Raw genomic sequence first — 11,844 nt, forward strand, 5'->3', positions numbered from 1 at the left:
TTCGGATGCAGGCATTTCGCATCATTCGACCATGGAGGCAGTAGTGGGCAGCAAGGTCCCGGCAGCGGACAACACCTTGAGGATTCTGGGTTTGCTGGCGTCCCGCAAGGCCCCGACGCCCGCGGCGATGATCGCCAGGTTGTTGGACTTGCCGCGTTCCAGCGTCTACCAGCTGCTGACGGTCATGCACGAACACGGCTTCATCGCGCACTATCCGGAGGACAAGTCCTACGGACTGGGGGTTGCGGCTTTCGAGCTCTCCAGCGCCTACACACGGCAAGAGCCGCTGGCCCGGCTGGGCGCGCCACTGGTGGCCCAGCTGGTGGACAAGGTCGGCGAAAGCGCCCATCTGGCGGTGCTGCACGGCTCGGACGTGCTGTATATCGTGGAGGAACGAGCCAAGGGCCGGCCCTCGCTGGTGACCGATGTCGGCGTGCGCTTGCCCTCGCACTTGGTCGCCTCCGGACGCGCCATCCTAGCCGCCCTGCCCAAGTCCCAGGTGCGGGCGTTGTATCCGACCCCTGCGAGTTTTTCGGGCCGCGAGACGCAGAGCACGATTTCAAGCTATGCACAGCTGAGGCGCGAATTGGACCAGAGCGCGCAACGCGGTTACGCGATTGAACGCGGGGACCTCACCGCCGATTTCAATTCGCTCGCGGTGGAGATCCGCGACGCGAGCGGATGGCCGGTGGCTGCCGTCGCGGTGACGTTCCTGGGCGACCGGATACCGGAAGACCAGTGGGAAAAACTGCTAGAGCCCATCCGCGCCACCGCGGCCCAGCTGACTGCCCGGCTGCATGGGCACCGCAAGCAGTAGCGGTCCGGTCCATGCTCCCCCGTAGACAGCAGCGGGCCGGCCGAATACCACACGATTCGACCGGCCCGCTGGCCTGGTTTCCCGGCATATTCCTCCGGGTCGCTGCGCGCTAGGGGCGGCGCGTTTCAGCACTCAGGAACCACGCCTGCTGCTCCAGCTCTGCGATGTACTGGTGCAGGATGTCTGCGGTGGTCGGGTCATCCTCATCCACCGGGTCATGGACTTCGCGCATGACATCCACGGTGGCTTGGACAGCCTTGACCATGATGTCCACGCCGTCAGTGGTCAGCACCTCGGTGTTGACCGGCTGCTCGATGCGCGTGTACTTGGCAATGGTGGACGCGAGGCCGTCGGGAGTGGCGTGCAAGGCGCGCATACGTTCGGCGATTTCGTCCGAACCTCGGCGGGCAATGGCCACCACTTCATCGATGTTCAGGTGCAGGTCGCGGAAATTCGGTCCCACGACGTTCCAGTGGATCTGCTTGCCGACCAACTGCAGGTCCAGCATGTTCACCAGAACAAGCTGCAGCGAATCACGCAGCACCTCCGTTGCCACAAATCCATGTTCCGCATTCTCCAGCGAAGTCTTGCTTGCAGGCGTACTCTTCTTGCTCGACATACATGATCTCCTTTGCAGACTCAAGGGTCAATCCTGCCGGGTTTCCCCAGCTTACATTCCGCACGCTACCCTCATTGCCTTCAGCACTGAAGCCCGGCCTGGAAGCACACGGGAGACATTCAGGATTCATGAAGAAAGGGTGACGGAAAACTCCGCCACCCTTCATTCAGTTGTATGGGGCGTCCGGGTCGGACGCGCCGCGCTTCGTGCTCCGCGTCTAGGAGCCGGCATCGGTTCCGCCGTGAAGATGGTCCAGCTTGCTGGGTCCGGCGGCCAGCCGGAAGATTCCCCAGAGCATGGTCAGCATTGCCCAGATCGCTCCGAGCCAAAGGGGTGCAACATCCGCGGAAGATCCGTGGGGCACCACATAGATAAACGAGAGGAATAGTGCTGCCACCAGCGCTCCGCCGACGACCAGCCCGATTCCCAAGTGCTTCTTGTGCGGCATGGCTTCTCCTTCGTTGGTGCTGCCCGCCGTACGTGGGCAGATTCAGTGAGCGGTGATTGGGTACCTGTCCAAATGTCCTCCCCTGCATTGCTGCGTTCGGCCACGGGCTTCCCCATGGTGCAAACAGCATAGTCCCTTGCCTCCGAATTGTCCCGGATGCACCGTAAACCCCGGGGCCTCACCTAGGAAACAGGAGCCATTGATCCTATCGGTTCCCGTAGGCAAGACCGCTGCCCCAAGCCACGGGCTGGAAGCTTCCGTGCAGTGGAACAGGACATGAGCCAGCGAATCGGCCAAGATGGAAGAAACGACCATTCAACCGAACAAGGAACAGCATGCCAGCGCCACGTACCAAACGCACCGTTTCGACCCTCGCCGCGCTCATGCTGGCAATCCCGCTGGCCGGCTGTGTGAGCATCCAGCCGCAGGAGGAAAGCCCCGCGCCGACCGCCTCGGCCGTTCCCACCGCGACAGCCTCCATCCAGGGCACCGCGACCCCGCTGCCCAAGGATCCCACCAGCACCGAAGGCAGCCTGGGCACCGTGCCCAAGGAAACCGCCGGCGACAGCTTCCAAGCGGGATTCGACAAGATCCTGGAACACGCGCAGAAGAAGAAATGCTCGCAGGATACCGATATTTCCGAGGACGGCCAGATTCTGCTGCTCGTCGGAGACTGCAAGGATGTTGCGATCACTGGCACTGGCAATATGATCGTGGCCAACAACGCCCGTTCCGTTGCCATCAGCGGGGCGGGGAACATTGTTGCGATCAAGAGCCTGCGCCAGGTGGAGGTCAGCGGCGTCGGCAACGTGGTGGCATGGCGCAGCGGCGACACCCACGTCACCGACAGCGGCCAGAGCAACTCGCTGGGCCGCAACGCGCTGGACGGCGTGGAGCTGGCCTTCTAGACGGCTTGTCCGGCATTTCAGACAGTACGGGTGGATTCGCGGCCTTGCGCCGCTGAAACTGGCGAACAATGGGAAACAAGAACACTCCTCCCACCGATTGGATTCCCATGACCGTGAAGCTTTCGACCACTGTCACCCTGCAGCGCTTCGGCGCCACCGCCGCCGATGTCATCGCCGTGGCCCGCCACGACGCCCGCATCGAGATCTCCCCCGAGGTCCTCGACGAGCTGGCCAACGTCCGCGCCCACATTGATGCCCTGGCTTCTTCGGATACCCCCGTCTACGGAATTTCCACCGGCTTCGGCGCCCTGGCCACCCGCCATATCGCGCCCGAGGACCGCGCCAAGCTGCAGCGTTCGCTGATCCGCTCGCACGCCGCCGGAATGGGCGCTCCGGTGGAGCGCGAGGTCGTGCGCGCACTGATGTTCCTGCGCGCCAAGACCCTGGCTTCGGGACGCACCGGCGTGCGCCCGGTCGTGCTGCAGACCATGATCGACCTGCTCAACGCCGGTATCACCCCTCTCGTGCGCGAATACGGCTCGCTGGGCTGCTCGGGCGACCTCGCTCCGCTGTCCCACTGCGCCCTGGTGCTCATGGGCGAGGGCGAGGCCACCGATGCCCAGGGCAACTTGCGCCCGGTCCCCGAGTTGCTCGCCGAAGCCGGCATCACCCCGGTCCAGCTGGCTGAGAAGGAAGGCCTGGCGCTGGTCAACGGCACCGATGGCATGCTCGGTCAGCTGCTCATGGCGCTGGCGGACCTGGACGAGCTGGCGGACATCGCCGATGCCACCGCGGCCATGAGCGTCGAGGCCCAGATGGGCACCGACCAGGTCTTCCGCCCCGAGCTGCACGAGCCGCTGCGCCCGCATCCGGGACAGGCGCGCAGCTCTGCAAACATGTTCGCTTTCCTCTCCGACTCCCCCGTGGTCGCCTCGCACAAGGAAGGCGACGGGCGGGTGCAGGATGCCTACTCGCTGCGCTGCTCCCCTCAGGTCACCGGCGCGGTGCGCGACACGATCGCGCATGCCCGCATGGTCGCAACCCGAGAACTGGCCGCGGCCATCGACAACCCGGTGGTGCTGCCCAGCGGCGAGGTGACCTCCAACGGCAACTTCCACGGCGCCCCGGTGGCCTACGTGCTGGACTTCCTGGCCATTGCAGTCGCTGACTTGGGCTCGATTGCCGAGCGCCGCACCGACCGCATGCTGGATCCAGCCCGCTCGCGGGAGCTGCCGGCGTTCCTGGCCGATGACCCGGGAGTGGATTCGGGCATGATGATCGCCCAGTACACGCAGGCCGGGTTGGTTGCCGAGAACAAGCGGCTGGCCGTGCCGGCCAGCGTAGACTCGATTCCTTCCTCGGCCATGCAGGAAGACCACGTGTCCCTGGGGTGGCACGCGGCACGCAAGCTGCGCACCGCGGTCGCGAACCTGCGCCGCATCCTGGCCGTGGAGATGCTCATCGCCGGCCGCGCGCTGGATCTGCGCGCGCCGCTGCAGCCTGGCCCGGCCACCGGTGCCGTCTTGGAACTGCTGCGCACCAAGGTCGCCGGCCCCGGCGAAGACCGCTTCCTGTCGGCTGAATTGGAGGCCGCGTGCGAGCTGCTGGAATCCGGTGCCGTGCACGAGGCGCTGCAGCCTTATCTTTCCCGGGGATAGCCGAAGCTGTTGGTTTCCCGACATTTCCGCCCGAACGGCCCGGATTGAGCGTAAACTTGATTGTCGGGAAACGGCATCCAAACCACGAAAGAAACATCGTATGCAACGGACCATGTTCAAATCCAAGATCCACCGGGCCACGGTCACCCAGGCGGACCTGCACTATGTCGGGTCGGTCACGGTTGATTCCGAGCTGCTTGCGGCCTCGGACATCCTCCCGGGCGAACTGGTCAGCATCGTGGACATCACTAACGGCGCTCGGCTGGAAACCTACACCATTGCCGGCGAGCCGGGCAGTGGCGTCATCGGCATCAACGGCGCGGCGGCGCATCTAGTCCACCCGGGCGATCTGGTCATCTTGATCAGCTACGCGCAGATGGAAGACGCAGAAGCCCGCAGCTACGTACCTAGCGTGGTGCACGTCGACGCGGACAACAAGATCATCCACCTGGGCGACGACCCGGCGGTGGCCTTGGGCGATGACGTCCAGACTCCGCCGTTCGCGCTGGTCACCGGGCGCTGACCCCCGGGGATCGCTTCAGGCACCAAGCAGGCCGCCGGCATCAGCCGGCGGCCTGCTGCGCGTTCCGGGAGCCTACGAACCGTCGCAGTCGAATTCGGGGCAACCCTGCCAGCGCTTGGAGAAGTAGCCGATGATGTCCAGGGCGCTGACCATCGGATACCGCCTGGCATGCCGGCCGTACACGCGGTCGATGGCGTCATCGACGGCCATCCTGAAGAAGCTGCACACCTCGTCGTAGCGCCAGACTTCCATGACCAGCTCGAAGAGCTCCGCGTAGCTCAGCTCGCGGCGGCGCTCCAGGCCTAGCTGGCGCGAGATGCTCCAGATGATTTCCCGGTTCAGCTCGTGCCCCTCGCCGCACTCGCACCACCTCATGCCGGTGGCCGGCATGGCCCACACCCACGAGGAATCTCCGGGCGGGCCGCCGCCCACATCGTTGAATCCGATCTCATTGCCTGCTGCGCTCATGAGGCTCCCCGCTCCCTTCCGCTCTGCTCAGATCCAGGCCCGGTGGATTCCGCAGCCTGCCGGGCTTTCCGCCAGCCCGTCCGCGCCGAATCCCTTCCCCAGCACTCCGCGAAGCAATTCGAACATATCTAGACTCTACTCTATTTATTAGTACATATGTTCTATTCTTTAGAACTTCCTGCCGCCGGCAACGATCGTAATTCCGAAGCCTGCGGTGCGGATCCCGCCGCGGCAAACAGTCGCTGAGTAGAATCAAACGCTAGGTGGCCGATCTCAAAATGCTCGGGTGCGAGAGAAGGAGAAGCAATGTCCAATAACGTCCATCCGGATGACTCCCCCGAGGCTCCGCATCGCCAATGGAACGAAATCCTCCAAGAAACCCGCGTCATGCAGACCGGGGTTCAGATTCTGGCCGCGTTCCTGGTGATCCTGCCGTTCCAGGCGCGATTCACCATGCTCACCGATGTGGAGGAAATCCTCTACGTCATACTGCTCGTGTTCTCAGCCTTGCTGATCGTGCTGATGCTGGTGCCGGTGCTGGTCCACCGCTACCTCTTCGGCCAGCGCCTGAAAGCGACGACCGTGCTGCTGGGCCACCGCGTGGTCAAGGTCGTGGGTATCAGTGCCGGACTGCTCGTGGCGGGCAGCGTCTGGTTCGTTATCCAGGTGCTGGTCGGATGGCCGGTCTCGGTGTATGTCGGGGGCGGCCTGATGCTCGCAACATTGTTCCTGCTGGTACTGCTGCCACGGCTGCTCACTCCCCGCGGCAGCATGCCGGAATCCTACGACGAGGGCTGAGACCGAGTCTTCATGCTGGCCGCCATGCGGTCCACATGGCGCAGCATGAGCTTCATGGGCAGGTGCCGAATGGCCTTGGGGAGGACGCGGGAGGCCGCCCAGGCGGCTCGCACCATCATCCGGTTGCGCAGCTCGACCTTGCGGGTCAGCTCGTATCCGAACTGCTCGCGCACCGGGGGCGGCAGCTGCGCGATGGTCACGTCGCGCATCAGCGGCAGCGCCACCCTGATCCACCACGGTGCGCGGGAACCGGCAAACAGCTCATCGGCCAGCGTGCGGATCTGCTCCGTCACCTGGAGGTCCGCCGTGATCCCGGCGAAATAGTCGTTGAACCGGGCTTCGCTGCGCGGCCAGAAGTCGGTGGGCATCTGCAGCGCATCACCCAGCCGGGCGTACTGCAGGTACAACTCCGCGCTCGCGTTCTTATCCCACGCGGGAAGGACCTGCGCGCCGATCACCCGAGCCGAGTCGAACAGCGTGGCGGCAACCCACAGCTGCAGCCGCGGATCCAGCGCCGAGTAGGCGGGCGCGCCGGTGGTTTTGTCCCGCGTCCCGTGCACGGGACGGTGCGCCTCATCCACATAGTCGATGATGGTGCGCTGCTGCTCGGCGGTACCGTTGCTCAGCGCGTAGATGTAGCCCAGGGTGTGCAGCAGCCGGGAGAGCGGGTTGGAGGCGAAGTCCGAATGCTCCGCGATGGCCCGGCCGATCTGCGGATGCGCCAGCTGCAGCAGGATCGCCCGGCCGGCGCCCAGCAGCAGCGCGGATTCGGGGGCGGCCTTGGCCAGCTGGTCGCGAGGAAGCGGCTGCGGCTCGGGTTGGGGATTCACCCTTCGAGCCTACGGGGCTCACCTGTCAGCGTCCTGATAACACCCTCCGCTTCACGTCGGTGCCAAGCCTAGAGGTTCTCCAGGCTGCGCGGGTATGAGGACTGCGCGCCATGGGCTTGCACCGTCAGCGCGGCGAACTTGCCAGCGAATTCGGCCGCTTTCACCAGGTCGTCGCCTTGGGAAATCCTGGCGGCGAGCGCACCGGTGAAGGCATCTCCGGCTCCGGTGGTGTCGACCGCATCCGCCTTGACTGCGGCAAGCTGCTCAATCCCTTGTCCCTGCGCAACCAGGCACCCCTGGGCGCCGAGGGTCACCACCACGGAGGAGACCCCGTGGTCGATCAGTTTCCGGGCAATCACCGGTTCGCTCTCGGTGCTTACTTCGCTGGTGCCGTCAAGCAGTGCCAGCACCAGCGCCGCCTCGTGCTCGTTGACTACCAGCGGGTCCGCGGCCAGCAGGTACTCGCGCGGCAGCTCGATGACCGGTGCAAGGTTCAGCACCACGCGGTCGCTGGCGGCATCCATGGCCGCGGTGATGCCGCTGGCAGGGATTTCACCCTGGAGCACGAGGATTCCGCGCAGCTCGCCGAGGGAGGATACGGCATCGCCGGTGACCTGGGCATTGGCCCCTGGCACCACGGCGATGGAGTTCTCCGCGGCAGCGTCGACCTGGATGATGGCCACCCCGGTCGGGTGGGTCGTGCGGGCCACGCGGTCCAGCAGCACACCGGCCTCTGCCAGTTGGCTCAGCGCCACCTCGGCATGGGCATCACGGCCGACGGCACCGATGAATTCCGTGGTCGCGCCGGCCAGCCGGGCGGCGAGCGCCTGGTTGGCTCCCTTGCCGCCGGGGGTGAGCTGGTAGGAATCCGCCAGTACCGTTTCCCCCGGCCCGGGCAGTCGAGCCATCAGCGCGGTGATGTCCACATTGCTTGAACCGACGATCGTGACCTGTGGATGTTGCATGGTTGCCTTGCTCTTTCAGCCGTTCCCGGGGGCCGTCGTGGGCCCCGCCACCAGAAAAATTCGCCGCCAGGATGCAGCATGTGACACTCAAGCCTATGACCGGTCCGCGGCGGTGTCGAACCGGACCGCGCGAATGGCTGCCCTAGGATCTTGGCCGTGACGGCCGAGCGTTGACTATCATGGGAAGCGTGTCGGTAAATCAGCTTTCGGACAGCGCGCAGAACTATCTCAAAATCATCTACGGCCTGGCCGAGTGGTCCCAGGAGCCGGTGACCGCCAGCGTCATCGCCGGCAAGGCGGGCATGAAGCTCTCGACGGTCTCCGGGGCCCTGTCCAAGCTGCGCCAGCAGGGGCTGCTGGACCACGCCCCCTACGGCGCGGTGAACCTCACCGATCTGGGGCGCGACTACGCGGTGACCATGGTGCGCAGGCACCGCCTGATCGAGACCTTCCTGGTGCAGATGCTCGGCTACCGCTGGGACCAGGTCCACGACGAGGCAGAACAGCTGGAGCACGCGGTCTCCGACTTCATGATCGCGCGGATCGACGAGCTGCTCGGCCATCCATCCCGCGACCCCCACGGGGATCCCATCCCCACCGCGGAAGGGCAGATCAGCATCCCGAAGGCGGTCTCGCTCACGGAAATCACCGATGGTTCGCAGGTGCAGGTCGAGCGGATCTCGGATGACGATTCCCAGCTGCTGCAGTACTTCTCCGACCACGGGATCACCGTTGGCGCACGGCTGTCCATCCAGCCGGGAGACGCCTTCTCCGACACCGTCGAGGTGGCCTCCCCCAAGACCGGGGCCCCGCTGCGCCTGGGCCAGCGGGCCACCAGCGCCGTCTGGGTCTCGGTGATCGGTCGAGCTTAGCGGAGCGGCGGCCGGGGAACCGCAGATGGTTCCCCGGCCGCCGCGCTCCGGCTGGCGAAGTCTAGGCCTTGACCTCCAGCTGGGCGATGAACTGCGGAAGCTGGGCCACGCCGTCCAGGATCACATCGTGCTCGTGGACCTCGAGGTCCTCGCGCCCCAGCTTGCCGGTCAGCACGCCCACGGCGATGACGCCGGCGTTCTTGGCTGCCTGCAGGTCGTTGACGGTGTCGCCGGCGGCGATTACCTTGCGCACGTCGCGGATTCCAGTCAGTTCCATCACGCGGTGGATCATGTACGGTGCCGGACGGCCGGCGGCCACTTCGTCCGCGGTGACCACTGCGTCCAGCAGTTCGCCCTCGCCTGCGGCCCAGCCCAGCTGCGGCAGGATCACCGATGCGACGTCGCGGGAGAACCCGGTAGTCAAGGCGATCTTGACGCCCTGGGCGGAGAGCTTCCGGAAGGCTTCGACAACACCCGGCAGCGCGACCGGCGGATTCTGCTCGTAGTAGGAGAACAGCAGCTCGCGGAAACGCTCGAAGGTGGCGTCGACCAGCTGCTTCTCGGGCACGCCGCCGCCCAGGGTGATCAACGCGGTGATGGCTTCGCGCTTCTCGGCGCCCATCCAGGTCTGCAGGTTCTGCGCAGTGACCTCCGCCCCGGTTTCGCGCACGCTGTTCTCCAGCGCACGGTAGACATCGGCGTGCTCATCGATGGTGGTTCCGGCCATGTCGCAAACGATCAGTTCAATCACGGTGTTTCTCCTTGGGTTGGGTTAGAAGCTCTGGAAAGCCATGCTTGGCGCGCGGGTGAATGCCGCGCGTTCCTCGCTGGTGTTTTCTATGGTGAAATTTGCAAGGTGGGGCAGGTAGCGGTCATCGGAATATTCCTTGACCTCGCCTGACCCGGATGAGGTGATGCGCCGTTCGCGCAGCAGCGGCGTACCGGCAGGCACTTCCAACAGCCTGCTGTCCTCGCCGTCGGCGGCCACCGCATCGATGATGTGCTTGCCGCGGCTCAGGTCCACACCCTGCCCGCGCAGGTAGTTGAAGATCGACCCGGAATCCGTGTCGAAGTCGAAAAGCAGCCGTCCGGCGTCGGGGGCGAAGCTGGTGCGTTCGATCATTGCCGGGGTGCCGTCCAGCAGGCGCAGGCGCAGCACCTGGACGATCATCGTGCCCGGGGCGAGCCCCAGCTGCCCGGCCGCTTCGTCCCCGGCGGGGCGGCGCGCCAGTTCCAGCGTGCGCTGGCCGGGAACGCGTCCCACCGAATGCGCCCATTCGGTGAAGGACATGAAGGTGCTGAAGGACTGCGAGCGCACCGCATGGGCAACGACCGGGGGCTTGCCCTGGCCGCCTGCGATCAAACCTTCGGAACGCAGCGTAGCCAGGGCGTGGCGCACGGTGCCCCGTGAAGCGTTCGCCAGGGCGCACAGCTCCGTCTCGCTGGGAATCGGGTCCCCTTCCAGCCATTGCCCGCAGGCGATCCGCTCACGCAGATCCGCGGCCAGCACCTGGTGCTTGGGTTGGTTCTTTTTCTGGATCACCACTTGATCATACAAGTGGATCCGGCGTGAAATCAGTGGTTTTTCCGGCTTCGGGGTGAAGCTTAGGTTAACGAAAATTAACCAAGTTGAACACTCGGGAAACTTGTCTGAACAAGTGCCAATCTGGCTTGAAATCGCCCGGCCAGGCCACGGATGATCAATTCCGTGATGAACGAAAACACTTCCCTCCCCACCGCTTCCCAGCCGATCCAGACCGACGTCCTGGTGGTCGGCGCAGGCATCATCGGCCTGGCCCACGCAGCCCGCGCACTGGACGCCGGCTACACCGTCACCGTCATCGACCGCGACCACCGCTCCGTCGGCGCTTCGGTGCGCAACTTCGGGCACGCCTGCATCACCGCGCAGTCCGGCGACCTCTACGACATCGCGCAGGCGGGCCGTCCGCTATGGCTCGACTACTCCCGGCGCGCAGGCTTCTGGGCCGCCGAGGCCGGGGCCGTCGTGGTGGCCGCGACCTACACCGAGCTGCAGGTGCTCAGCGAGCTGGCCGCGGTGCGCGAGTCCGGGCAGATCACCCTGCTCTCCGCCGACGAGGTCGCCGGCGTGCTCGGCCGAGACACCACCGAGGGAATCGCCGGCGGCGCCCGGCTGCGCGACGACCTGCGCGTCGACCCGCGCACCACCGTGGCGAAGCTGGCCGCCTGGCTGGATGCTCAGGAGCGCGGATCGGTGCTGTGGAACACCGCGGCACTGGGCTTCGGCGCCGGCTCCGCCCGCCGCGCCCGCATCGAGACCAGCCGCGGCCCCATCGAGGCGGACCAGGTGTTCGTCTGCGTCGGCCATGACGTCGACTACCTCTTCCCGCAGCTGGCCGAAGACCACAAGGTCCGCCGCTGCGCCCTGCAAATGGCACGTTCGACCCCGGACCAGCCGCTGGACCTCGGCCCGGCGGTGCTGACCGCCACCTCGATGCTGCGCTACGAGGCGTTCACCGAGGTCCCCTCCGCCGCCAAGCTGCGCGCGGAAGTCCGCGAGAACCAGCCCCACCTGCTGGAGGTGGAAGCCAACGTCATGTTCACCCAGCGGCCGGACGGCTCGCTGCTGCTGGGCGACTCGCACACCTACGACCTGACCCAACCCCCGTTCCTGAAGGAGACCACTTCGACCTCACTGCTGCAGAGCATCGAGAAGATCCTGAACACCCCACTGGAAATCGAAGAGCGCTGGCAGGGCGTCTACGCCTCCAGCGAAGTCGGCCCGCTGCTGATCGCGGACGTCGTCCCCGGCGTCACCGTGGTCTCGGTGACCGCAGGCGTGGGCATGACCCTGTCCTTCGGCCTGGCGGACCGCAATGTCACCGACCGTCTCACCGCCCGACAGCCGCTGGCTGCCGCGGCCCGCTAAGCACCACCCCACTCGCAACAGACTTTTCTT

14 protein-coding genes are annotated in these 11,844 nt (G+C 65.7%); 7 read left to right on the forward strand and 7 right to left on the reverse strand.

Annotated elements, in window-relative coordinates:
- The first annotated feature begins 31 nt into the window (after positions 1–31).
- Positions 32–817, forward strand: a complete 786-nt coding sequence (locus ACTX90_RS14415; RefSeq protein WP_047120046.1) for an IclR family transcriptional regulator — start codon at positions 32–34, stop codon at positions 815–817.
- A gap of 109 nt (positions 818–926) precedes the next feature.
- Here ACTX90_RS14415 and ACTX90_RS14420 read toward each other — a convergent pair whose 3' ends face one another.
- Both ACTX90_RS14420 and ACTX90_RS14425 read right to left on the reverse strand, forming a co-directional pair.
- Positions 927–1,436 carry a Dps family protein gene (locus ACTX90_RS14420; RefSeq protein WP_047120047.1) on the reverse strand — a complete coding sequence of 170 codons (510 nt, stop codon included), beginning with the start codon at positions 1,434–1,436 and terminating at the stop codon, positions 927–929.
- 217 nt (positions 1,437–1,653) lie between these two features.
- Positions 1,654–1,884: a hypothetical protein gene (locus tag ACTX90_RS14425; protein WP_047120048.1), complete on the reverse strand. Its 231-nt coding sequence runs from the start codon at positions 1,882–1,884 to the stop codon at positions 1,654–1,656.
- A gap of 335 nt (positions 1,885–2,219) precedes the next feature.
- Here ACTX90_RS14425 and ACTX90_RS14430 point away from each other — a divergent pair, with 335 nt between their 5' ends.
- The 3 genes from ACTX90_RS14430 (at position 2,220) to panD (ending at position 4,973) form a co-directional block, all read left to right on the forward strand.
- Entirely contained in the window at positions 2,220–2,792 is a 573-nt protein-coding gene (locus ACTX90_RS14430) for a DUF3060 domain-containing protein (RefSeq protein WP_047120049.1), read from the forward strand.
- 107 nt (positions 2,793–2,899) lie between these two features.
- Complete coding sequence (hutH, locus tag ACTX90_RS14435) at positions 2,900–4,450, forward strand: histidine ammonia-lyase (RefSeq protein WP_443442289.1); 1,551 nt, start codon at positions 2,900–2,902, stop codon at positions 4,448–4,450.
- Positions 4,451–4,550: 100 nt separating this feature from the next.
- Positions 4,551–4,973 carry an aspartate 1-decarboxylase gene (gene panD / locus ACTX90_RS14440; protein ID WP_120990905.1) on the forward strand — a complete coding sequence of 141 codons (423 nt, stop codon included), beginning with the start codon at positions 4,551–4,553 and terminating at the stop codon, positions 4,971–4,973.
- 72 nt (positions 4,974–5,045) lie between these two features.
- Here panD and ACTX90_RS14445 read toward each other — a convergent pair whose 3' ends face one another.
- Positions 5,046–5,441 (reverse strand): hypothetical protein, encoded by a 396-nt coding sequence (locus ACTX90_RS14445; protein WP_047120052.1) that lies wholly within the window; start codon positions 5,439–5,441, stop codon positions 5,046–5,048.
- Positions 5,442–5,747: 306 nt separating this feature from the next.
- On the opposite strand from ACTX90_RS14445, the gene ACTX90_RS14450 reads away from it, so the two are divergent.
- On the forward strand, positions 5,748–6,239 hold the full coding sequence (locus ACTX90_RS14450) for a DUF6328 family protein (RefSeq protein ID WP_047120053.1): 492 nt from the start codon (positions 5,748–5,750) through the stop codon (positions 6,237–6,239).
- Here the strand turns inward: ACTX90_RS14450 and ACTX90_RS14455 are convergent.
- Together ACTX90_RS14455 and ACTX90_RS14460 are read right to left on the reverse strand one after the other, a co-directional pair.
- Complete coding sequence (locus tag ACTX90_RS14455; protein ID WP_120990909.1) at positions 6,224–7,069, reverse strand: oxygenase MpaB family protein; 846 nt, start codon at positions 7,067–7,069, stop codon at positions 6,224–6,226. The two genes, ACTX90_RS14450 and ACTX90_RS14455, sit on opposite strands and share 16 nt — an antisense overlap.
- Before the next feature lie 68 nt (positions 7,070–7,137).
- Complete coding sequence (locus ACTX90_RS14460; protein ID WP_047120054.1) at positions 7,138–8,034, reverse strand: ribokinase; 897 nt, start codon at positions 8,032–8,034, stop codon at positions 7,138–7,140.
- A gap of 188 nt (positions 8,035–8,222) precedes the next feature.
- Between ACTX90_RS14460 and ACTX90_RS14465 the strand changes: the two genes are divergently transcribed.
- Positions 8,223–8,906 carry a metal-dependent transcriptional regulator gene (locus ACTX90_RS14465; protein WP_047120905.1) on the forward strand — a complete coding sequence of 228 codons (684 nt, stop codon included), beginning with the start codon at positions 8,223–8,225 and terminating at the stop codon, positions 8,904–8,906.
- A 61-nt stretch (positions 8,907–8,967) separates the two neighbouring features.
- Here ACTX90_RS14465 and ACTX90_RS14470 read toward each other — a convergent pair whose 3' ends face one another.
- Together ACTX90_RS14470 and ACTX90_RS14475 are read right to left on the reverse strand one after the other, a co-directional pair.
- Positions 8,968–9,657, reverse strand: coding sequence for a phosphonatase-like hydrolase (locus tag ACTX90_RS14470; RefSeq protein WP_443442290.1), 690 nt, complete (start codon positions 9,655–9,657; stop codon positions 8,968–8,970).
- A gap of 21 nt (positions 9,658–9,678) precedes the next feature.
- A complete protein-coding gene (locus ACTX90_RS14475) occupies positions 9,679–10,449 on the reverse strand; it encodes a GntR family transcriptional regulator (protein WP_047120906.1) in 771 nt (256 codons plus the stop codon).
- A gap of 168 nt (positions 10,450–10,617) precedes the next feature.
- Here ACTX90_RS14475 and ACTX90_RS14480 point away from each other — a divergent pair, with 168 nt between their 5' ends.
- The gene (locus ACTX90_RS14480; protein ID WP_047120907.1) at positions 10,618–11,814 is read left to right on the forward strand and encodes a TIGR03364 family FAD-dependent oxidoreductase; all 1,197 of its coding nucleotides are present in this window, start codon (positions 10,618–10,620) and stop codon (positions 11,812–11,814) included.
- The last annotated feature ends 30 nt before the right edge of the window (positions 11,815–11,844 follow it).

It is taken from the genome of Glutamicibacter soli (assembly GCF_052322135.1).
Lineage (GTDB): Bacteria > Actinomycetota > Actinomycetes > Actinomycetales > Micrococcaceae > Glutamicibacter > Glutamicibacter soli.